Raw genomic sequence first — 22,169 nt, forward strand, 5'->3', positions numbered from 1 at the left:
CGACCGGCCCTCGTCCGCCAGGCTGATGCCTTTACCCCCGGCGGGTCTGGTCGTGGCCGGCGATCCGGCCCAGCCGCTCGTTGTAGGCCCGCAGCTCGGCGTCCTCGTCGCGCTCCGCCTCGCGGTCGTAGCGCCGGGACTCGCGCGAGTCCGAGCGCACCCAGTCCGCCACCACCAGCAGCGCCAGGATCATGGTGGGGAGCTCACCGATCCCCCAGGCGATGGCGCCGCCGTCCTGCTGGTCCTGCAGGAGGTTCCAGCCCCAGCCGAGCTGCAGCGCCTGGTAGAAGGTGGGCGCGAGCAGCGTCGTCCCGGACATCAGCGCGATCCCGAACCACGCGTGGAAGCCGAGCGTCCCCAGCAGCAGGACCAGGCGGCCCGGCGCCGGCCACTTGCGCGGGCCCGGGTCGACGCCGATCAGCACCCACGCGAAACCGTAGCCTGCCAGCACGAAGTGGACGACCATGAGCACGTGCCCGGTGTGGGTGCGCAGCGCGAGCTCGAACAGTGGCGTGAAGTAGAAGACGATCAGGCTCGCGTAGAAGTTGATCGCCGCCACCAGGGGGTTGGCCATGAACCCCACCCAGCGGGAGCCGAGGGCCGCGCTCAGCAGCTCGCGCAGCCCGAACGACCCGTCGTGCCGCGGCCTCAGGACGCGCAGCGCCAGCGTCGAGGGCGCGCCGAGGACCAGGAGCATCGGGACGCCCATCATCAGCGCCATGTGCATCGACATGTGCCACGAGAAGGACACCTTGCCGAGCACCCCGGGCCCGCCCTGCGTCGCGAGCAGGAAGATCGCGTGCCCGGCGAGCCAGGCCAGGGTGCGGGTGACGGGCCAGCGGTCGCCGCGCCGGTGCAGCACGCGCACCCCGTGCAGGTAGAGCCCGACGGCGATGAGCGACAGCGACAGCCACAGCCAGTCGACGCGCCACGTCGCCAGCCAGGACCAGCCCTGCGGCACGGCCGGCGCCGGGTAGCCCGTGAGCGACTCGGCCGCCGTGATGCCCGCCTGGACCTCGGGGACGGGCGGGGCCGACCGCGACAGGGCGACCCCGAGCCCGACGGCGAGCCCCATGACGGCGAGCTCGATGGCGGCGAACCGGGCGAACCCGGCGGCCAGGGCGGGGTTCTCCCGCAGGCGAGCGACATACGCGCGCCGTTGCCGCAGGCCGACCAGGGCGAGGGCCACGAGCAGGAGGACCTTGAGCACGATGAGCAGGCCGTATGCCGACGCGAGCCCCCGCCACGAGCCGACCCGCACGGCGGCGTTGAGCAGGCCGGACAGCGCGACGAAGCCCAACGACCAGGTCGCCACGTGGGAGTAGCGCTCGACGGTGACGCCCAGGTCCCGCCCGCGCAGGAGGGGCCGCAGGACGAGGATCCCCAGCAGGCCACCGAGCCACAGGACGGCGCCGAGCAGGTGGTACTGCAGCGACGTCACGGCCGTGTCGTGCGCGACCGACCCTGCGGCGTGACCCGCGAGGCCGAGGGGGAAGAGCGCGAGGAGGCCGAGGACGAGCATCCAGGCGAGGGTGTAGCGCGAGCGGCCCACGGCGGCGCCGGTGGTGACGACCATGCCGATGAGAGCCGAGACCACGGTGGCCCGGATGGCGTCGAAGCTCATCGCGAAGGCCCCGAACTGGTCCCCGAACTGCGGGTCCGTCGGGGACATGCCGGCGGCGTCGGCGAACGTGAGGACCACCCCGGCGAGCCCCGCGACGACCCAGATCATGCCGGTCAGGCTGGCCGCGCGGGCCGCCGTCACGCGCCGGGTCCCCTCGCGGTCGTCGGGCACCAGCATCGTGCCGACGAGGAGCAGGCCGACCGTGGCGGCGAGCGCGACGTCGTGGACGGCGCGGACCAGGGGCAGGCCCCAGCGGACCGAGGGGCCGGCGTCGCCGAGACCCGTCACGAGCTCGGTGAAGGCACCCGTCGCGAGCCCGCCGGCCAGCAGCGCGACCAGCGCCCCGACGAGAGGGACCGTCGCGATCACCGTGCGGGCCTCCCGAGAGTCGTCCCGGTGGGGCGTGGACGGGGACGCGACCTGGGTGCTGCTCACCCCTCCAGCCTAAGGCGACGCAGGGACGCGGTCGGCTCCGCCCGTCGTTAGGGTGGGGCCATGCCCATCCACCCGGCACCACCCACGGACCTGCCCGGCCTCGTCAACGCCTTCGCGCACACGGGACAGGCCGTCACCGACCTCGGACGCGGGCTCACCGACGAGCAGCTCGCGCTCCCGACCGACTGCCCCGGCTGGACGGTCAAGGACCACGTCTCGCACGTCGTGGCCGTCGAGTCCCACCTCGAGGGGCTGCCCGAGCCGCACGTGGACGTGCCCGGCTACGACCACGTCCGCAACGACCTCGGCCACTTCATGGAGGCCGGCGTCGAGGCGCGCCGCTCGCGCGCCGGCGTGGACGTCGTGCGCGAGCTGGAGTACGTCCTCGGCCGGCGGGTCGCGACCGTCGGCAGCCCGGGACTCGAGCTCGACTCCATCGTCGCCGGCATGCAGGACCGACCCACGACCATCGGCGAGCTGCTCCGCATGCGCACCATGGACATCTGGGTGCACGAGCAGGACATCCGCGCAGCCCTCGACGAGCCCGGCAACCTGGACTCCCCCGCCGCCGCGGTGTTCGTGGCGTCGGCGGTGCGGACCGTGCCCCAGGCCATCGCCCGTCGTGCCGAGGTGCCCATCGGCGACACGGTCATCCTCGAGCTCACCGGCCCCGTGACCGCCCGCATCGGGGTGCGGGTCGAGGACGGCACCGAGGAGGACCCGCGCCCCCACGGCGTCGTGCTCTTCGGCGGCGAGGGGGACCAGCAGTCGTCAGGCAACACCACGACGACCATGCGGGCCATCGACCCCAACACCCAGATCACCACGGCCAAGCTGTCCACCAGCGCGTTCGGACGCCTCGCCGCGGGCCGCCGCTCGGTCGACGAGGTGACCTACACCGTGGCCGGGGGCGACGAGGACGTGGCGCGGCGCGTCCTGGCCAGCCTCCGCTTCACCCCCTGACGAACGCCGCCCACCCGGCACACCCCGTCCGCCCCATCCGCCCCGTCCGCCCGAGCGGTCTCGCGAGAGTTGAGGCTTCAGCAAATTAGTTGTATGCTGCAAGCAAATGAATACGCCACACCCTGCGCCTGAGCATCTCCTCGGCCCCTCCACCGATCTCGGTGCGAGCATGACGCGGGCGGCCAAGGCGAGCATCGTCCTCAAGCACATCTCCCCCCTCCCGATGTCCGGGATCGAGCATGCCGCGCTGCCCGTCCTCTTCGCCGCCCACGACCAGCCCCGACGGGTCTCCGACCTCGCCGCCGCCTGCCACCTCGACGTCTCGACCACCAGCCGTCAGGTCAGTGCCCTCACCGCGCTCGACCTGGTGACCAAGCAGGCGGACGACCGGGACCGCCGGGCCCAGGTCATCGCGATCACCGACACCGGTCGGGAGCTCGTCATACGACTGCGCGAGGAGCGCGCCGCCCGGTTCGCCCAGATCCTGCACGACTGGGACGCCCACGACATCCAGGCCCTCAGCGGCCTGCTCGACCGATATGCCGACGCCGTCGAGCGTCACCTGCACTCTCAAGGAGCCTGATGGCCAGCACCACCCCCGCCTCCCCGGCAGCGTCCGGGGAGCTCTCCCACAAGCAGATCGTCACGATCATCCTGGGCCTGATGGCCGGGATGTTTCTCGCCGCGCTCGACCAGAACGTCGTCGGCACCGCGATCAAGACCATCGCCGACGACCTCCACGGCCTGGACCAGCAGGTCTGGGTCACGACGGCCTACCTGATCACGTCGACGATCTCGACCCCGATCTACGGCAAGCTGTCCGACATCTACGGCCGCAAGCGCTTCTACCTCGCCGCCATCACGATCTTCGTCGCCGGCTCGCTGCTCTGCACGATCCCCCAGACGATGTACCAGCTGGCCGGCGCCCGCGCCGTGCAGGGCCTCGGCGCCGGTGGTCTCATGTCGCTGGCCCTCGCCATCATCGGCGACGTGGTCCCGCCGCGCGAGCGCGCCAAGTACCAGGGCTACTTCCTGGCCGTCTTCGGCACCTCGAGCGTGATCGGCCCGGTCCTCGGCGGGTTCTTCGCCGAGCGCGACTCCATCCTCGGCCTCGCCGGGTGGCGCTGGATCTTCTTCATGAACGTCCCGATCGGCCTGATCGCCTTCGCCGCCGTCATGGCGACGCTGCACCTCAACCACACCCCGCGCAAGGCCCGCATCGACTGGGCCGGGGCCACCACGATCATCGTCGGTCTGGTGCCGCTGCTCCTCGTCGCCGAGCAGGGCCGCACCTGGGGCTGGACCTCGGCCGCGTCCCTGGCCTGCTTCGCCATCGGCCTGGCCGGCATCGCGGCCTTCATCTGGTCCGAGGCGCGCGCCGGTGACGACGCCCTGATCCCCCTGCGCATCTTCCGCAACCGCACCATCGTCATCTCGCTCACCGGCGGCTTCGTCATCGGAGCCGGCATGTTCGGCGGCATGATGTCGATCCCGCTCTACCTCCAGATCGTGCACGGCTCGTCGCCCACCACGTCGGGTCTGCAGATGCTCCCCATGGTCGTCGGGATGATGCTGGCCTCGATCGTGTCCGGCCAGCTCATGAGCAAGACCGGACGCATCAAGATCTTCCCGCTGATCGGCGTGACGCTCATGACGATCGTCCTCTTCGCGCTGTCCCGCATCACCGCCGACAGCAGCCTCACCTGGGTCATGACGCTGATGTTCTTCTTCGGCCTCGGGCTCGGCAACACGATGCAGCCCCTGACCCTGGCCGTGCAGGCCGCGGTCGAGCCGCGCGAGATGGGTATGGCGACCTCCTCGGCCACGTTCTTCCGCCAGATCGGTGGCACGCTCGGCGTCGCGATCTTCTTGTCCGTGCTGTTCAACTCGCTCGGCGACAGCATCAAGGACGCCTTCACCAGCGCCGCCAAGGACCCGAGCTTCCTTGCCGCCCTGCGTGACCCGGCCGTGTCCGCCTACTCACCGGAGTCGGCGGGGCTCGTCAAGGGCATGGCCAGCGGCCAGGGCGCCAGCGGTCTCGGCAACGTCGGCGCGGACTCCTCCATCATCGACAAGCTGCACCCTGCCCTGTCCCACCCCATCAAGGCGGGCTTCGCGACGTCGATGGACCACGTCTTCCTCCTCGGGGCGATCGTGTGCGGGATCGGTGTCCTGGTCCTGGCCTTCCTGCCGAACGTGGTGCTGTCCAACCAGTCGGCGCAGGCAGCGATGGCCGCCCAGCGGGCCAAGTCCGACCGGGGCCTGCTGCCGCTCGGTGACGACGCCTCCGAGTCGGACAAGCGCCTGCACGACAGCCTCGAGAAGTTCCTGCTGGACGCCGCGGCGTTCGAGACCGGCGGACACACCTTCGACGAGCTGCAGGACACCTGGGACCACCTGGAGGACCACCAGCTGGACCCGCACCGCAAGGGTCGCCACCGCGCGTCCGACCCCGCCACCCACTGATCCGCTGATCCGCTGGTCGGCCTGAGGTGGTCACATCCGCTTGGCGTGCCAACCCAGGCGGACGTGACCACCTGAGGTAGGTCCCCTCGGGGTCGGGCTATCGTGACGAGCATGAGCGAGACTCCCGACAGCGCTTCTCCGCGCACCCGCTGGGCCGAGCTGGTCGGCGACGACGGGGGCGCGGACTACGAGCGCCGCATCCAGCAGGTCCTCGACCTGACCTATGCCGCCGGCGGGAACCCGCACGGCGAGGCCGAACTCGTCGTTTCGCTGCTGCCCGAGGGCGGCCGCGTGCTCGACGCCGGTTGCGGCACCGGCCGGGTCGCCGTGCGCCTGGCGGAGCTCGGCCACCCGGTCGTGGGCGTCGACGCCGACCTGTCGATGCTGCGGGTCGCCGCCGACCGCAACCCACGGATCCCCTTCTGGCTCAGCGATCTCGCCGACCTCGACGTCCCGCAGGGCATCATCGGCGCGGGCTTCGACGTCGTCCTCCTCGCGGGCAACGTCATCCCCCTGCTCGCGCCAGGCACCCTCCACCAGGTCGTCCGCAACCTCGCCGGCGTCCTCAAGCCGGACGGGGTGCTGGTCGCCGGGTTCGGGCTCGACCACGAGCACCTGCCCGCCGGCGTCGAGCCCACTCCCCTCTCGGACTACGACCGAGCCTGCGCCGCAGCGGGACTCGAGCTGTCCGAACGCCGTGGCACCTGGGAGGGCGGGGACTTCACCGGCGGGTCGTATGCCGTGAGCCTCCACCGGCACGCCACCAAGGCCCCCAGCCCCCTGGGGCGACTGCGGTCGTTGCTGCACCGCTGACGCACCCGTCCCAGTAGCGGACGGTCCCGCCTCGCGGCGACCCCGTGAGGCACAGTGGTGCGCGGACCGCAGCGGTCCGGCATACGACGACATCACTCGACCCACGGGAGCCACCGTGCCCAGCCAGGCCACCGAACCCACCTATGTCCTCACCCTCACCGCGCGCCCCGACGTCGTGGGGATCGTGCACGGGGTGAGCGGGTTCCTGGTCGAGCACGGCTGCACGATCCTCGAGTCGAGCCAGTTCGGCGACCCTGAGGCGGACGCGTTCTTCATGCGCGTGCAATTCAGCGGGCCGGTGCCCGAGATCGACCGACTGCGAGCGGACTTCGCGCCGGTGGCCGAAAGGTTCGCGCTCACCTGGGACCTGCAGGACGCCGCCCGCCCCACCCGCACGCTGCTCATGGTCAGCCGCTTCGGCCACTGCCTCAACGACCTGCTCTTTCGCGCCCGCATCGGCGCCCTCAACGTCGAGATCCCTGCCGTCGTCTCCAACCACGAGGACTTCCGCACGCTCGTCGAGGGCTACGGCATCCCCTTTCACCACGTCCCCGTGACGCGCGAGACCAAGGCCGAGGCCGAGGGGCGCCTGCTGGAGCTCGTCGACGAGCTGGACGTCGAGCTGGTGGTGCTCGCTCGCTACATGCAGGTGCTGTCGGACGACCTGTGTCGCGCGCTGGACGGGCGGGCCATCAACATCCACCACTCGTTCCTGCCGAGCTTCAAGGGCGCCCGCCCCTACCACCAGGCCCACGCCCGCGGCGTCAAGCTGATCGGCGCGACCGCGCACTACGTCACCGCGGACCTCGACGAGGGGCCGATCATCGAGCAGGACGTCGCGCGCGTCGACCACTGGGCGGCGCCGGAGCGGATGGTCGCCATCGGTCGCGACGTGGAGACGCAGGTCCTCGCCCGCGCGGTCGAGTGGCACGCCGAGCACCGGATCATCCGCGACGGCCACCGCACGATCGTCCTGCGCTGACGCCCTGGGCGCTCACGCGCACGCAGCCGTCGCACCCGACCATCGCACCCGCCGTCCCCGGTCTGGACCTCCAGCCCCCGTCTTGCCGTGCAGCCCCCGTCTCCTGCTGCAGCGCAAGACAGGAGACGGTCGCCGAGACAGGAGACAGTCGCCGAGACGGGAGACAGTCGCCGAGACAGGAGACGGTCGCCGAGACAGGGAACGGACGCCGAGACAGGAGACGGTCGCCGAGACAGGAGACGGTCACCGAGACAGGAGACGGTCACCGAGACAGGGAACGGACGCCGAGGCGCCAGCACACGCAATGGCGGGGCCGGACGCGTCGCGCCCGACCCCGCCGTCATACGACTGAGACCGCTCAGCCCCAGACGAGCCCGCGGGCCGGGTCCTCGAGCACCTTGGCGACGTCGGCCAGGAACCTCGAGCCGAGCTCGCCGTCGATCAGCCGGTGGTCGAAGGACAGCGCGAGCTGCGTGATCCAGCGCGGCACGATCTCCTCGGACCCGTCGGCCGCGGTGACGACCCAGGGCTGACGACGCACCGCGCCGAAGGCCAGGATCGCGGACTCGCCGGGGTTGATGATCGGCGTGCCCGTGTCGACGCCGAAGACGCCGACGTTGGTGATCGTGATCGTGCCGCCGGACATCTCGGCGGGCTGCGTGCGCCCGGCCCGGGCGGTCTCGACGAGCGAGCCCATGGCCTGCGCCAGCTCGAGCATCGACAGGCGGTCGGCGTCCTTGATGTTGGGCACCATCAGACCGCGCGGCGTGGCGGCCGCGATCCCGAGGTTGACGTAGTTCTTGTGCACGATCTCCTGGTTGGCCTCGTCCCAGGTCGCGTTGACGCCGGGGTTGCGGCGGCTGGCGACGATCAGGGCCTTGGCGACGACGAGGAGCGGCGAGACGCGGACGTCCTTGAACTCCTTGTCCTTCTTGAGCCGGTCGACCAGCGCCATCATCTCGGTGACGTCGACGGTGATGAACTCGGTCACGTGCGGCGCCGTGAACGCCGACCCGACCATGGCCTGCGCGGTCACCTTGCGCACGCCCTTGATCGGGATGCGCACCTCGCGCTCGGCGTCGCCGGCCAGACCCCTCGAGCCGTATGCCGGAGCGCCCGCCGCCTCCTGGGGCTGCGCGCCTCCCGCGAGGTAGGCGTCGACGTCGGCGCGCGTGACCGCGCCGCCGTCACCCGTGCCGGTGACGGCCGTGAGGTCCACGCCCTTGTCCTTGGCGTACTTGCGGACGGGGGGCTTGGCGAGGGCCTTGCCGGGACGGGATCCCGCGCCGTCGGCGACCTCGACCGCGACGCCGTGCGGGTCCACGACGGTCGGGTGGGTCATCTCGGTGGCCGCCGCGACCTGCGCGAAACCACCCCAGGACTCGGGGTTCTTGGTCTCGCTCGGGGTGGGCAGCGGGCCGCGCTGGTGCTTGCGGGGGCGGCGCTTGGCGTCGGTCACCTTGGGGCCGTAGCCGACGAGGACCGCGACGCGCTCCTCCTTGGGGGCGGCGGACGTGCCCGTCCCCATGGCCTCGTCGACCTGGGCCTGGGTGGCCGCGGCGGACGCGTCGTCGGGCTCGGCCGGGGCGTCCCCACCGCCGGTGCCGTCGTCGATGGCGATGATCGGGGTGCCCACGTCGACCGTCTCGCCCTCGGGCGCCATGATCTGGGCGACGGTGCCGGCCCACGGGATCGGCAGCTCGACCAGGGACTTGGCGGTCTCGATCTCGACGACGATGTCGTTGACCTTGACCTCGTCGCCCTCCTTGACCTTCCACGTCACGATCTCGGCCTCGAGCAGACCCTCACCGGGGTCCGGGAGGTTGAACTTCCTGATTGCCATGTGAATTCGCTCCTCTCGGGCTCAGTGGGCCAGGACGCGGTCGACGCCGTCGAGCACGCGGTCGAGGTCGGGCAGGAAGTGCTCCTCGTACTTCGAGGGCGGGTAGGGCAGGTAGTAGCCCGTGACGCGCTGCACCGGCGCCTCGAGCTGGTAGAAGCAGCGCTCCTGCACCTGGGCCGCGATCTCGGAGCCGAGACCGAGGAAGGACGCGGCCTCGTGGACGACGACCAGCCGACCGGTCCGCTCGACCGACGCGCAGACGGTGTCGATGTCGAGCGGGCTGACCGAGCGCAGGTCGATAACCTCGAGCGAGGTGCCCTCCTCGGCGGCCGCCGCGGCAGCCTGGATGCAGGTCTTGACCATGGGGCCGTAGCAGACGACCGTGACGTCGGTGCCGGGCACGATCACGTTGGCGCCGTAGAGGCCTCGCGGCGCGGACGGCGCCTCGAGGTCGACCTCGCCCTTCTCGTGGTAGCGCCGCTTGGGCTCGTAGAAGATCACCGGGTCGTCGGACTCGATGGCCTGCTGGATCCCCCAGTAGGCGTCCTCGGGGTTGGACACGAAGACCGTGCGCAGCCCCGCGGTGTGGGCGAAGTAGGCCTCGTTGGACTCGCTGTGGTGCTCGACCGCCCCGATGCCGCCACCCATCGGGATGCGGATCACCATGGGCAGCCGGAGCTTGCCGCGCGAGCGGTAGTGCATCTTGGAGACCTGGGACACGATCTGGTCGAACGCCGGGTAGACGAAGCCGTCGAACTGGATCTCCGCGACGGGGCGGTAACCCCGCAGCGCCATACCGACGCTCGTCCCGATGATGCCGGACTCGGCCAGGGCCGAGTCCATGACCCGGTGCTCGCCGAAGTCCTTCTGCAGGTGCTCGGTGATGCGGAAGACGCCGCCGAGCTTGCCGACGTCCTCTCCGCACAGGACGACCTTGGGGTCGCGCTCCATGGCGGCGCGGAGGCCGGCGTTGATGGCCTTGGCAATGGTCAGCTTGGTCATCGTTCAGTCCTCGAAGCTCGCGGCGTAGGCAGCGAACTCCGCGCGCTGCTGCTCGATCAGGGCGTGGTCGTCCTCCACGTAGACGTGGTCGAACATGCCGTGCGGGTCGGGCTCGGTCATGCCGATCGTCCCCGTGCGGATCTCCTCGGCCAGGGCGTCGGCCTCGCGCTGCAGGTCGTCGAAGAACGCCTGGTCGGCCTTGCCGGAGCGGATGAGATAGGCCCGCAGCCGCTGGATGGGGTCGCGGTGCTTCCACACCTCGACCTCGGCGTCCACGCGGTACTTCGTCGGGTCGTCCGAGGTCGTGTGTGCGGACATGCGGTAGGTGAAGGCCTCGATGAACGACGGGCCCTGGCCGTCGCGGGCCCGGTCGAGCATCGCCTTGGAGACCGCGTACGACGCCAGCACGTCGTTGCCGTCGACGCGGATGCCGGGGAACCCGAACCCGTTGGCGCGGTGGTAGAGCGGGCCGCGGGTCTGGCGCTCGTTGGGCTCGGAGATGGCCCACTGGTTGTTCTGGCAGAAGAACACGATGGGGGCGTTGTTGACGCCGGCGAAGACGAAGGACTCGTTGACGTCGCCCTGCGCGGTGGCCCCGTCGCCGAAGAAGGCGACGACCGCGGCGTCGCGGTCGGGGTCGCCCGTGCCCACGTCGCCGTCCAGCGTGATCCCCATCGCGTAGCCGGTGCCCATGAGCACCTGGTTGCCGATGACGATCGTGTAGAGCTGCATCCCCACCTCATTGGGGTCCCACCCGCCCTGGTCGACGCCCCGGAACTGCGACATCACCTGCAGGGGCTTGACGCCGCGGCACCAGCCGACGCCGTGCTCGCGGTAGCCGGGGAAGGCGTAGTCCTGCTTGCGCATCGCCCGGCCGACCCCGATCTGGGCGGCCTCCTGGCCGAGCAGCGAGACCCACAGGCCCAGCTCGCCCTGACGCTGCAGCGCCGTGCCCTCGGTGTCGACGCGGCGGATGAGGAACATGTCGCGGTAGAAGCCGCGCAGGTCCTCGTCGGTCAGCCCGTCGAGATAGCGGGAGTACTCCGGGTGGTCGATGCGCTCCCCCTCGGGGGTGAGCAGCTGCACCATCTCCGGCCCGCCATAGGCGTCACTGCCGCCTGGGCGGGCGACGACGTTGTCGCTCATGGGTGATCTCCTTCGATCCTCGGGCCGGGCAGGGTCGCTGCTCGGCCCGGCTCGGGGCCACGACGGGCGGGGTCACCGCCCAGGTCCGGCCTCGTCGAGGTGACGACGTCGGGCCGGTCGCTCGTGGCGGTCAACACGTCCCGTCGGACGCTTGGGCCTGGCGAGGGCAGCGTACCTGCCCGCCACGCCCCTGTCGCCAGCCGGGTCAGGGCGCGCTGCGAGCAGGGGTGCCGCGCGGGGCGCTCGCCGGGGACGCAGCCGGGGGCGCCGCCGGAGCGGTCGTCGCCGTGGGCGAGTCCTCGCCACCGACCCCGCCGGTGCGGCTCGGGCTGGGGCCGGGCTGCGGCGACGCGGTCGGGGCGGGCGACGTCGGCACCGCAGTCGTGGGCGTCGGCGTCGGTGTCGGCAGGGGCCCGACGATCGACCCGGGCGTGGTGGGGGTGCCGGGTGTGGGGGTCGGCGAGCCGGGACCCGTGGGGCTCTGGCCGGGGCCGGTGGGGGTGGTGCTGGGATCGGTGGGCGTGGAGCCGGGCGTCGTCGTCGGGTCCGTGGTCCCGGGCGCGGGCTCCGTGGGGGTCGGCGGGCTACCCGTCGACGGCTCGGGCACCGGCTCCGTCATACGACGCATGATCGGGTCCTCCCCGACCGGGTCGGGCTCGGCGGGGACGTCGCCCGGCGGCTGCGTGGGAGGCGGCGTGCGGTCGGGCGTCGTCGGCGCCTGCGCGATGAGCGGGGACGCGTTGCTCGCGCCGTCGTCGACGACCGGGCCGGCCTCGGGGGCCGGGACCGGCCCCAGGTCGGCCATGGAGGCCAGCACCTCCTCGGCGTCGACGCCGGTCAGCGGCTCGGCCACCTCGAGCAGCGGCAGCAGGGCCGCCAGGGCCTCGAGGCGCTCCTGCGCGGGCTCGATCACGGTCTGCTCGAGCACCTGGCCGCGCGGCGCTGCGGACAGCAGGACGACGCCGTCGAGCGGGTCCGAGGGAGCCACCGGCGCCTCGGGTCGTTGGGCCTGCTGCACGACGATCGCCCGAGACACGGAGGGACCCTGGGCGATCAGGTCGTCCGTCGATCGGCCGGGCTCGTATGCCGGTCCCCCGGTCGCCGTCAGGCCGGGGGTCGTGGTCGACCCGCCGCCGAGCACCCCCTCCAGGGTCCCGGGGCCGGTCATCAGCGACAGGCCCGCCAGGCCGAGGGTGGCGGAGACACCGAGAGCCGACAGGGCGAGGGCCGGCCTCCAGGCCGCCCCCCCCTGCCGTCTCGTGGGCCTGTGCCTAGACCCGGGTGTCTCCATGCTCTCCATGGTGCGGTCACGGCACGGTCACCGACAAGTGAACCGGAGGCAAACCGTCCCTGCTGACTAGTCACCCGGCTGGACGCGCGTCCGGACACGGTCAGCGACCTCGAGCAGGCGCGTGTTGGCCTCCTCCTCGCCGATGGTGATGCGGACGCCGTCGTTGCCGTACTGCCGCACGACCAGCCCGGCGTCGCGGCACGCCTCGGCCAGCTCCGTGCAGTGCTCCCCCACCGGGAAGTACACGAAGTTGGCCTGGGTGTCGGGCAGGCGCCACCCCTGCTCGGCCAGGCCACGCGTCACACGGTCACGCTCCGTGACCAACGCCTCCACCCGCTCGTCCAGCTCGGCGAAGAGGCCGAGGCTGGCGACGGCGGCGTCCTCGGCGATCCGCGAGACGCCGAAGGGCAGGGCGCACTTGCGCAGCGCCGCCGCGACCTCGGAGGGCGCCACGGCATACCCGACCCGCAGCCCGGCGAGGCCGTAGGCCTTGGAGAAGGTCCGCAGCACCGCGATGTTGGCGTGGTTGCGGTAGAGGTCGAGCGCGTCGGGCGTCTCGGGGTCGCGGACGAACTCGAGGTAGGCCTCGTCGATGACGACCAGGACGTGCGGCGGGACCGCGGCCAGGAAGGCCTCGAGCTCGTCGGCGTGGACCGAGGGCCCGGTGGGGTTGTTGGGCGTGCAGACGATGACCAGGCGGGTGCGGTCGGTGATGGCCGCGGCCATGGCGTCGAGGTCGTGGCGCTGGTCGGCGGTGAGCGGCACCTGCACGCTGGTGGCCCCGGCGAGCGCGGTGACGATGGGGTAGAGCTCGAACGAGCGCCAGGCGTAGACCACCTCGTCGCCCGGGCCGCAGGTGGCGGTCACGAGCTGGGTGAGGACGCCGGACGACCCGGTGCCGGTCGCGATGTGGTCGTTGGGCACCCCGAGGAAGTCGGCGAGCGCCTGCGTCAGCTCGGTCACCGCCATGTCCGGGTAGCGGTTGACCGTGGTCGCGGCCGACGCGATGACCTCGAGCACGCTCGGCAGCGGCGGGTAGGGGTTCTCGTTGCTGCTGACCTTGTAGGTCGTGCGGTCGGGCAGCTCCGGCGCCGGGCGACCGGGGACGTAGGCGGGGACGCTGGCGAGCGCCTCGCGCAGCCGCACCTCGCTCTCGGGGGTGGCCGCGTCGTCGCGGTCGGGGCTGAGCTCGCTGGTGGCGGCATCGGCTGCGGTCATGGCACCACCATATGCGGGGGCCGACATGTCACCATATGGCCATGAAGAACTTCGCGATCAAGACGCTCGTCAACGGCATCGCGCTCTGGGTCGCGGCCATGGTGGTCTCCGGGATCCACCTCGGCGAGGACAAGCCCTCGCTCGCCACGCGCCTGCTGTCGATCCTGCTGGTGGCCATCGTGTTCGGGCTGATCAACGCGGTCGTGAAGCCGGTCGTCAAGCTGCTGTCGCTGCCGGCGATCATCCTCACGCTGGGGCTGTTCACCTGGGTGATCAACGCCCTCATGCTGCAGGTCACGTCCTGGCTGGCGGGTCCGCTCGGGCTGGACTTCCGGGTCGACAGCTTCTTCTGGGACGCGATCCTCGGCGCCCTGGTCGTGGCGTTCGTGTCGCTGCTGCTCAACATCCTGCTGCCGGACGCCGACGAGGTCTGAGCCCCCACCATTGGTCACCACTGACGCTGTGGATCGTTCAAGGGGTGCGCGATTCATCCATCGGTGACCAATCACGCTGTGGATCGTTCAAGGGGTGCGCGATTCGTCCATTGGTGACCAATGACGAGGGTGGTTGTGGTCGTGGTGGTGGTGGTTGTGGTGGTGGGGCCGGCTCAGGCGCGGGGGTGGCCGTCCACGAGGTATGCCGTGCCGCTGCCGGCCGGGGTGGCGGCGAGGCGCTCCAGCAGGGTCACGACATACGGCGCGCAGTGCTCCCGGACCTGCTCGGGCGTGGCCCAGTGCAGGGCGCGGATCTCGCGCGGCTGCAAGGTGACCCGGTCCACCAGGTCGGCCGGGTGCACCCCGCCGTCGAAGACGAACAGGGTGGCGTCGCTCCAGCCGCGATAGGGCGGGAGCCAGTCGACGACGAGCAGGTCGCGGGCCGGCAGGTCCAGCCCGAGCTCCTCGGCGACCTCGCGCTCGGCCGTGGCGGACGGCGGCTCACCGGGGTCGACGATGCCACCGGGCAGGTCCCACTCGCGCTTGTAGGTCAGCTCGCAGAGCAGCACACGCCCGTCGGGGTCGCGCAGCAGCGTCTGGGCGATGTTGCGCTTGGTGGGCATGGTGGTGTTGAGGACGCCGAGGAAGCCTTCGCGGGTCTCGGGGCCGGGGTCGCTCGCCAGGCGGGCCATGACGACGCGGTCGCCGTGGCCGGGACCGATGCCCCGCATGGTGCCCTCGTGGCGCAGGCCGAGGCGGGCGGCCACCCGGTGCGTGACGACGTCGTCGGGGTCGTGCAGCGCCTGGACGCGGCGCCACCCGCGGGCGATCCCCGCGGCGACCTGCTCGCGCAGCGCCTCGACCTCGGCCAGGTCGTCGGGCGAGTGCCCGGACAGGTCGAGCTCGACGATCCCGCCGCCGATCTCCCGGACGATCACCGGCGCACCAGCAGGTCGCGGACGGCCTCGGCCACCTCGATGACCAGGTCGCGGCTGGCGCGCGAGACCCCCATGGCGTTGACGTCGCCGTGGGTGCCGTCCTCGTCGACCCGCAGCGTGACGGGGACGCCGGCCTCCTCGAGGCGCGCGGCATAGGCGAGGCCCTCGTCGCGGAGCACGTCGAACGCCGACACCAGGACATAGGCGGGCGGCAACCCACCGAGGTGGCGCGCGAGCAGCGGCGAGGCGTCGGGGTGAGACGCCTGCTCGGGCTCGCGCAGGTAGTGGGAGGCGTACCAGTCCATCGTCGCCTCGGTGAGGAAGAAGCCGGTGGGGAACAGCGCGTAGGACCGCGACTTGCGGGACCAGTCGGTGACGGGGCTGACCAGCACCTGCAGGTCGGGACCGCCGGCCTCGTCCTCGACGGTGCGGTGGCACACGACGGCCGCGAGGTTTCCGCCCGCGCTGTCGCCCATCACGGCGATGGGCGTGGAGGCGTCGCCGCCGAGCTGCTCGCGGTGGTCCCGCACGTGGCGGAAGGCCGCCACCGCGTCCTCGACGGCGCACGGGAAGGCCGACTCCGGCGCCAGGCGGTAGTCGATCGAGACGACGGTCAGCCCGGCATAGCGCGCGACGAAACGGCATACGGGATCGGTGCTGTCGAGGGAACCGGCCACGAAGCCGCCGCCGTGGAAGTAGACGACGACGCCGCGGGGCGGCTCGCCCGGCGTGGGGTCGTAGGTGCGCGTGCGGATCGAGCCCGCCGGGCCCGGGAACGCGTCGTCGCGGATCGAGGCGACGTGGGGCTGGTGGCCGAAGAGCCAGGCCTCGGTCTCGATCTCGGCGCGCCACTGCTCCGGCGTCAGCTCGGCCGCGTCGCTGCCCGGCGCGAGGTCGAGCATCCGCAGCGCCACCTGGACGTCCGTGCGCAGGGTGTGGCCGTCGACGCGCTGCGGCCGGCCCGCGACGAGGCGCAGGACCGGCCGGGGCAGGCGCGCGACGCCACGCAGCACGGACTGCGTGGCGCGCAGGGTCAGGGGACGGCGGGTCGAGGGCACGTGCCCATCATGCCCGCGACTCCCCGAACTTGACCGCCGCAACACCCGCGAGGATGAGCGCACCGCCGGCCAGCTGCACGAGGCCCGGGAGCTCGCCGAGCAGGAGCCAGGCGATGAGCACGGCGAACACCACCTCGGTGAGCCCCACGAAGGACGCGACGGTCGAGCCGAGGCGCCGCGTCGCCGCCACGCCGAAGCCGTAGGCCACGGCCGCGGCGAGCAGGACCAGGCCGAGGACGGGCACCCACCAGGGCGCATCCAGGCCGGCGAGGACGACGGGGGCGGTGGTGGCGACCATCGGGATGGCGCCGACCGCGCCGGCCAGGCCGAGGACCGCGCCACCGACGACCATGCCGCCGGCCGCGAGGGCGATGGGCGGCAGGTCCTTGGTCTCGCGGGCGCCGAGCAGGAAGTAGGTCGCGTTGCAGCACGCCGCCGCGAGGCCCCACAGGAGGCCGACCGGGTCGATGCCGATGCCGCCGAACAGGTCGATGACCAGGGCGAGCCCGGCCATGGACAGGGTCGCGCCGAGCAGCGTCGCGGGCGAGGGGGTGCGGCGGGTGCGGAGCCACAGGTAGCCGACGATGAGGACGGGAGCGAGGTACTCCAGCAGGAGGGCGACGCCGACGGACAGGTGCGTGACGGCGTTGAAGTAGAAGAGCTGGCTGCCGGCCACGGCGACCACGCCATAGGCCAGGATGACGCCCCAGTTGTCAGCGAAGGCGCGCAGCCGGTGGCGCATCAGCCAGAGTGCGGGTATGCCGAGGGCGAGCGCGGCTCCGGCGATGCGTGCGGTGACGGCGGCGCCGGGGCTCCAGCCCGCCTCGAGCAGCGCCTTGGCGAAGGACCCGGACGTCGCGAAGCCGACCGCCGAGATCAGGGCGAGGACCAGGCCGCGCGAGACGCCGCGCGGGCGGCTCGGCGTCGGGCGCTCGGTGGCCTGCTCGTCCGGGACGTGGGGCAGCGGGTCGACGTCGACCTGGCCGAGGCGCAGGGAGTCCACGACCGGGTCCGCGGGGGTGGGGGCAACGGTGAGGTCGGTGGGGTCGACGCGGTCGGTGGTGCGGGTCATGGCGGTCATGGGCACTCCTCTCGAGGGCTTCAGGGCACGACGGTCGTGACGCACGTCAGCGAGCGTTATGAGCAAAGTGGGTTTACGCTCATGACGCTAGACCTGCTCCCCGTAAGGAGTCAAGATGACTTTTGCCCATGACACCCGCGACGCTCTGGTATCGACGGCCGCGCTGGTCAACACGGGCGTCGAGCCGGCGACCCTGCGGACCCTGGAGGACCTCGAGGAGTTCGTCGGGCAGTTCGGCTACACCGGGGCGCGGGCGCACGACGAGCGCGAGCTGGCGGGCGTCATACGGTTGCGTCGCGAGCTGCACCGGCTGTGGGAGCTCGACGAGGAGGGCGTGGTCGGCCTGGTCAACGACCTGCTCGCCCGCCACCAGGCGCTGCCGCAGGTGGTGCGCCACGAGGGCTGGTGGGACTGGCACCTGCACGCCATCTCCAGCGAGGCGCCGCTGGCCGACCGCATCGCCGTCGAGTCCGCGATGGCGATGGTCGACGTGGTGCGGTCCGGCGAGCTCGACCGGCTGCGGGTGTGCGAGGCCGAGGACTGCGACGGCGTGATCGTCGACCTGTCCAAGAACCGCTCGCGCCGCTACTGCGACCGCGGCTGCGGCAACCGCATGGCCGTCCAGGCCTACCGCTCCCGCAAGACCTACCGCGGGTAGAGGCATCGACCGGCCTTCGTTCAGCAGGCCGATGTTCCCGAGGCCGGCTGATGGGTCTACCTGAGGCAGTCACGTCCGCCCGGGTTCGCACGCCAGGCTGATGTGACCAAGGCGGGCTGATCCTGCGGCCCCGTGCGCAGCCGGGAACTCACATGCACAACGCGCGATCTGGAGCGGTCGGCCTGCGCGTTTGCGCCGTTGTGCGTGCGAGTTCTGCGGTCGGGGCGAGGAGTGGGACCCGCTGCGGAACCAACTGCTGCAGATGCGCGGCACTCCCGACACCCACCTGTTGCGGCACAACGGAACTCGTGGTCAGCCCAACCGGGAGTGCAGCAGTTGTGCACGGATGGGGACCGTCCGCGCATGGGGTGGCCGGCTCGTCATACGGGCTGGCGGGAGCCGGAGACGGCGACCTGGCGTGAGGCCGGCGTCCGGCATACGACCACGAAGCATGCTCAGGCGGAGGGCCCGGCGACATCCGGCCCCGGACGCCCCCTCCCCGCACGCGACTCCCGCACCAGGGCCAGGAAGTCGTCGACGTCTCCCGGGGTGACGGTCATGCTGCCGGGAGGCTCCTCCCCTGTCAGGTCCTGGATCGCGACCGACAGCCGCTCCATCTCGGCGTCCAGGTGCGACGCGGCGTCCGCGGCGTCCCGCAGGCCCTGGGCGATCTCGGCCGGGACCTCGTGGTCGTACTTGTAGAAGATCTTGTGCTCCAGGCTCGCCCAGAAGTCCTGCGCACTCGTGCGGAACTGCATCTCGACGGGCACCTGGACGCTGCCGTCCGAGAGGAACACCGGGATCTCGACGATGGCGTGCAGCGAGCGGTAGCCGCTCGGCTTGGGACTGGCGATGTAGTCCTTGACCTGGAGGAGCCGGACGTCCGACTGGCGGCAGAGCAGCTCCTGGATCCGGTACACGTCCGGCGTGAAGCTGCACACGACCCGGACCCCGGCGATGTCGCGGATCTCCCGCCGGAACTCGTCCAGGCTGGGCCCGCAGCCCGTCTTGCGGGCCTTGGCGATGATGCTCTCCATCGACTTCAGCCGGCTCGAGACGTGCTCGATCGGGTTGTAACGGTGCAGCTGCTGGAACTCCTGCTGGAGGATGCGAACCTTGGTCTCGATCTCCTGGATCGCGAACTGGTACGCCGTGATGAACTTCGTCAGCTCGACGCGGGCCTCGCTGAGCGAGGTCAGGATCTCGGGCAGCTCGGCGGAGACGTCGTCGCCACGGCCCGGACGCTCGGAGAGGGGATCGTCCACCCGGTCACACTAGACGTGCTCTGCCGGACGTGCGCCAGACCGGTCGCAGTGACTCAGGGCGAGGTGCGCGCCCGCGCGACCCGTCGCAGCGTGGACCCGGCGAAGAACGCGACGAACCGGGCGGTGGTCCGAGCCCTGCGGGCACGGGTGAAGCCGCGGCCACGCACGGCGCCCATCAGGCTCAGCAGATCTCGCCGGCCGATCCGCAGCACGACGGGCAGGGCCGGCCCGGTGCCGTCCTCCCTCTGCACGGTGGCGCGCAGGGTGGTGAGGTCGCGGAGCACGGACGCCGGGGCCCGGCCGCTCATCGTCTTGCTCCCCGACAACCGCCACGGCTCTCCGGCGTCGCCGTGGAGGTGCAGCTCATAGCTCATCGCCTGCGCACTCCCGTCGGCAAACAGGGACAGCGTGCCCGCGGCGGGCGCGGAGACCAGGTGCCCCTCCACGTCGACCGTGCCCTCCACCGCGAGCGTGTGGGTGGGGTCGGCGAGGAAGAGGTCGATGCTGCGCGCCACCGCCGTGAGCTGCATCGTCACGCGCGGCAGGCCCGGCGCCGAGGAGACCATGCGCTCGCTGAAGGTGACGCCGCCTCCGCTGGTCACGGCCCTGAGCTCGGCGGAGAAGCTCGACGCGGCGTCCTCCGGGACGACCCTCGAGGTGACGTCGGGCCACTCGGGAGCGCGCCAGTGGGGGCGCCCGTCGCGACGGATGATGGCCTCCAGGGACTGCTCGGCCGCCGCCAGGATGGTCGCCGAGGGGTTCACGCCGGTGGACGCCGGCAGGACCGAGCCGTCGACCACGAACAGCCCGGGGTATCCGTGAACCTCACCGACCTCGTCCACCACCCCGGTGGCCGCGTCCAGGCCTGGCGGGACGCCGCCGAGGGGATGCACGGTGGTCGTCCTGCGCAGGAGCGACCAGGTGACGGGGTTGTAGAGCCGGGCGTCGAGCAGGCTGGCCAGCAACGGCCCGACCCGGCGCTGCGAGCGGATCAGGTGGGTCTGCCAGCGGTTGCGCCAGGAGAGCACGGCCTTGCCGGACCTGTCGAGGCGCAGCGTCCCCTCACCGGAGTCGTGCCCCATCGCGAGCACGGTGAACATGCGTCGAGGGTCGGGGCCCGCGAACCGGCGCCGCCACCACCTGCGGACCTGCCGGCCGGGCACGATGGCGCCGAAGAGCTCCTGCAGGGCGACGGGGAACGCGCCGTCCTGCACCTGGTACCAGACCGAGCCCCGCCCCTCGGGCACGTCCAGGATGGTGGTGCTGGTGATCGTCGGTCCGGTCGTCATGTCGCCGCGCTCCTCGCGCAGCTCGGCGAGGGTCAGGAAGTCGCCGTTGCCGGAGAAGCTGTGCCCGAGGAGCGGCGAGAGGTGCGGGAGGGTGCCGGTGACGTCACGCGACCGCAGGAGCAGCTCGGTGGTGGCGACGGCGCCGGCGGCCAGGACGACGCGAGGGGCCCGCCACTCACGCGGGGCGACCGTGGCGTCGCTCGGCGTCCGCGCCGTGACGACGTAGCCACCGTCGACCGGCGTGACGGCCGTGACCTCGGCGTCGGTGATGCTGCGCGCGCCGTGCGCCTCGGCTACGGCGAGGTAGGTGACGTCCAGGGAGTTCTTGGCCCCCTGGTTGCAGCCGAGGACGCACTCCCCGACGAAGGAGCAGCCGCGCCGAGGCACCCCGTGACGATTCGCGCGCCATACCTCCGGGTCGCCGAAGGTCACGGCCAGGTTGGGACGCACCGTCGCGTCCGGGCGGCCACGCAGGGCCATCAGCTGCTCGACCAGGACGGTGCGCGGCGTCGGCTCCCCCGTCCTCGGGTCGTCTCCCACCGGGGACACGTCGAGCATGTGGGCGGCCAGGTCGTAGTAGGGGTCCAGCCCGGCCCGGCGCAGATGGGCCGGCCAGCGCTCGCTGAACGCGGCGTCGAAGGGCCGGGCGAAGACGTTGGCGTAGGCGAGCGATCCACCTCCCCAGCCGGCGACCTGCACGGCGAGCATTCCCTTGAGCCAGCGGATGTCGTAGAGCCCCTGGCCGATCCGCCACAACCACCCGGCCGCCAGCCGGGGATCCCGGGGGAAGTCGCCTGGCCCCCAACGCCGTCCACGCTCCAGGACGATCACGGTGGAGCCCGCCTGGGCGAGCCGGGCCTCCGCGACCGCACCGCCGAAGCCGCTGCCGACGACGATCACGTCGGCGTCGAAGGCGTCGAAGGTGCCGAAGGTGTCAGGCATGGCTCGCCTCCTCCCAGCGGGTCCCCTCCCACGGTAGACCTGCCTGCTGAGGGTGGGGAGGGGCCTCGGGCACCGCGTCGGCGTGGCACCGTGGCAGGTGCGAAGGCACATCACGGTGCTGGTCGCAGAGGGCGCAGGAGGACCTTGGATGACCACGCACGACCACACCTACGACCTGACCGTGACGTGGACCGGCAACCGGGGCACCGGGACCGGCTCGTATGCCGGGTACGCCCGCGACCACGAGGTCAGCGCAGCGGGCCCGACCCCCATCGCGGGGTCCGCCGACCCGGCCTTTCGCGGCGACCCGTCCCGCTGGAACCCCGAGCAGCTGCTCGTCGCCTCGCTCGCCCAGTGCCACATGCTCTGGTACCTCCACCTCGCGGCGCAGGCGGGGGTCACGGTGGTGGCGTACGAGGACCACCCGCACGGCGTGATGAGGACCGGGGCGGACGGTGCGGGGCAGTTCGAGCGGGTCACCCTGCGGCCACAGGCCACCGTCACGGCCGGCAGCGACGTCGACCTGGCTCGGCGGCTGCACGCTGACGTGCCCGGCCTGTGCTTCATCGCGCGGTCGGTGAGCTTCCCGGTCGACCACGAGCCCGAGATCCTGGTCGCGCGCGAGCCCGGGTCCGAGGCCGGGTCCGAGACCGCGCCACCGGAGCCGGCCGCGGCTAGGGTCGAGGAGGCAGTACGTCCCGCACCGCAGGAGAAGCACTGA

Annotated in this window: 19 protein-coding genes; 8 read left to right on the forward strand and 11 right to left on the reverse strand. The window is 72.1% G+C overall.

What is annotated here, in order from left to right; translation table 11 throughout:
- Positions 1-31: 31 nt before the first annotated feature.
- The gene (locus tag K313_RS0101475; protein WP_029210120.1) at positions 32-2,059 is read right to left on the reverse strand and encodes a bifunctional copper resistance protein CopD/cytochrome c oxidase assembly protein; all 2,028 of its coding nucleotides are present in this window, start codon (positions 2,057-2,059) and stop codon (positions 32-34) included.
- Between the two features lie 60 nt (positions 2,060-2,119).
- Here K313_RS0101475 and K313_RS0101480 point away from each other — a divergent pair, with 60 nt between their 5' ends.
- From K313_RS0101480 to purU, 5 genes are all read left to right on the forward strand, one after another.
- The gene (locus K313_RS0101480) at positions 2,120-3,022 is read left to right on the forward strand and encodes a maleylpyruvate isomerase N-terminal domain-containing protein (RefSeq protein ID WP_029210121.1); all 903 of its coding nucleotides are present in this window, start codon (positions 2,120-2,122) and stop codon (positions 3,020-3,022) included.
- Positions 3,023-3,191: 169 nt separating this feature from the next.
- Positions 3,192-3,605 (forward strand): MarR family winged helix-turn-helix transcriptional regulator, encoded by a 414-nt coding sequence (locus tag K313_RS19620; protein ID WP_019285308.1) that lies wholly within the window; start codon positions 3,192-3,194, stop codon positions 3,603-3,605.
- Positions 3,605-5,488: an MDR family MFS transporter gene (locus K313_RS0101490; RefSeq protein ID WP_029210122.1), complete on the forward strand. Its 1,884-nt coding sequence runs from the start codon at positions 3,605-3,607 to the stop codon at positions 5,486-5,488. Before K313_RS19620 ends, K313_RS0101490 begins: the two co-directional genes overlap by 1 nt.
- Before the next feature lie 111 nt (positions 5,489-5,599).
- The gene (locus tag K313_RS0101495; protein WP_029210123.1) at positions 5,600-6,301 is read left to right on the forward strand and encodes a class I SAM-dependent methyltransferase; all 702 of its coding nucleotides are present in this window, start codon (positions 5,600-5,602) and stop codon (positions 6,299-6,301) included.
- Positions 6,302-6,416: 115 nt separating this feature from the next.
- Positions 6,417-7,283, forward strand: coding sequence for a formyltetrahydrofolate deformylase (purU, locus tag K313_RS0101500; protein WP_029210124.1), 867 nt, complete (start codon positions 6,417-6,419; stop codon positions 7,281-7,283).
- Positions 7,284-7,641: 358 nt separating this feature from the next.
- Here the strand turns inward: purU and K313_RS0101505 are convergent, their stop codons facing one another.
- The 5 genes from K313_RS0101505 to hisC all read right to left on the reverse strand — a co-directional run bounded on the left by K313_RS0101505 (position 7,642) and on the right by hisC (position 13,783).
- Positions 7,642-9,126 (reverse strand): dihydrolipoamide acetyltransferase family protein, encoded by a 1,485-nt coding sequence (locus K313_RS0101505; protein WP_029210125.1) that lies wholly within the window; start codon positions 9,124-9,126, stop codon positions 7,642-7,644.
- 21 nt (positions 9,127-9,147) lie between these two features.
- The gene (locus K313_RS0101510; RefSeq protein ID WP_019285312.1) at positions 9,148-10,128 is read right to left on the reverse strand and encodes an alpha-ketoacid dehydrogenase subunit beta; all 981 of its coding nucleotides are present in this window, start codon (positions 10,126-10,128) and stop codon (positions 9,148-9,150) included.
- Between the two features lie 3 nt (positions 10,129-10,131).
- Positions 10,132-11,274: a thiamine pyrophosphate-dependent dehydrogenase E1 component subunit alpha gene (locus tag K313_RS0101515; protein ID WP_029210126.1), complete on the reverse strand. Its 1,143-nt coding sequence runs from the start codon at positions 11,272-11,274 to the stop codon at positions 10,132-10,134.
- Between the two features lie 205 nt (positions 11,275-11,479).
- Positions 11,480-12,442, reverse strand: a complete 963-nt coding sequence (locus K313_RS0101520; RefSeq protein ID WP_029210127.1) for a hypothetical protein — start codon at positions 12,440-12,442, stop codon at positions 11,480-11,482.
- Between the two features lie 189 nt (positions 12,443-12,631).
- Positions 12,632-13,783, reverse strand: coding sequence for a histidinol-phosphate transaminase (hisC, locus tag K313_RS0101525; RefSeq protein WP_029210128.1), 1,152 nt, complete (start codon positions 13,781-13,783; stop codon positions 12,632-12,634).
- Between the two features lie 41 nt (positions 13,784-13,824).
- On the opposite strand from hisC, the gene K313_RS0101530 reads away from it, so the two are divergent.
- Positions 13,825-14,217 carry a phage holin family protein gene (locus K313_RS0101530; protein ID WP_029210129.1) on the forward strand — a complete coding sequence of 131 codons (393 nt, stop codon included), beginning with the start codon at positions 13,825-13,827 and terminating at the stop codon, positions 14,215-14,217.
- A 173-nt stretch (positions 14,218-14,390) separates the two neighbouring features.
- On the opposite strand, the gene K313_RS19625 is transcribed toward K313_RS0101530, so the two are convergent.
- From K313_RS19625 to K313_RS19630, 3 genes are read right to left on the reverse strand one after another with little or no spacing between them, the layout of a single operon-like run.
- On the reverse strand, positions 14,391-15,155 hold the full coding sequence (locus K313_RS19625; RefSeq protein WP_240483915.1) for an NUDIX hydrolase: 765 nt from the start codon (positions 15,153-15,155) through the stop codon (positions 14,391-14,393).
- Positions 15,152-16,213, reverse strand: coding sequence for an alpha/beta hydrolase (locus tag K313_RS0101540; RefSeq protein ID WP_029210131.1), 1,062 nt, complete (start codon positions 16,211-16,213; stop codon positions 15,152-15,154). The genes K313_RS19625 and K313_RS0101540 overlap by 4 nt, the downstream gene beginning before the upstream one ends.
- A gap of 7 nt (positions 16,214-16,220) precedes the next feature.
- The gene (locus tag K313_RS19630) at positions 16,221-17,294 is read right to left on the reverse strand and encodes an EamA family transporter (protein WP_240483916.1); all 1,074 of its coding nucleotides are present in this window, start codon (positions 17,292-17,294) and stop codon (positions 16,221-16,223) included.
- Between the two features lie 115 nt (positions 17,295-17,409).
- Between K313_RS19630 and K313_RS0101550 the strand changes: the two genes are divergently transcribed.
- Entirely contained in the window at positions 17,410-17,952 is a 543-nt protein-coding gene (locus tag K313_RS0101550) for a CGNR zinc finger domain-containing protein (RefSeq protein ID WP_029210132.1), read from the forward strand.
- 455 nt (positions 17,953-18,407) lie between these two features.
- Here the strand turns inward: K313_RS0101550 and K313_RS19635 are convergent, their stop codons facing one another.
- Together K313_RS19635 and K313_RS19640 are read right to left on the reverse strand one after the other, a co-directional pair.
- Positions 18,408-19,217: a GTP pyrophosphokinase gene (locus tag K313_RS19635; protein ID WP_029210133.1), complete on the reverse strand. Its 810-nt coding sequence runs from the start codon at positions 19,215-19,217 to the stop codon at positions 18,408-18,410.
- Between the two features lie 53 nt (positions 19,218-19,270).
- Complete coding sequence (locus tag K313_RS19640; RefSeq protein ID WP_029210134.1) at positions 19,271-21,448, reverse strand: GMC oxidoreductase; 2,178 nt, start codon at positions 21,446-21,448, stop codon at positions 19,271-19,273.
- A 148-nt stretch (positions 21,449-21,596) separates the two neighbouring features.
- Between K313_RS19640 and K313_RS0101565 the strand changes: the two genes are divergently transcribed.
- Positions 21,597-22,169, forward strand: a complete 573-nt coding sequence (locus tag K313_RS0101565) for an OsmC family protein (RefSeq protein WP_029210135.1) — start codon at positions 21,597-21,599, stop codon at positions 22,167-22,169.

Source organism: Arsenicicoccus bolidensis DSM 15745 (assembly GCF_000426385.1).
Taxonomy (GTDB): Bacteria; Actinomycetota; Actinomycetes; order Actinomycetales; family Dermatophilaceae; genus Arsenicicoccus; species Arsenicicoccus bolidensis.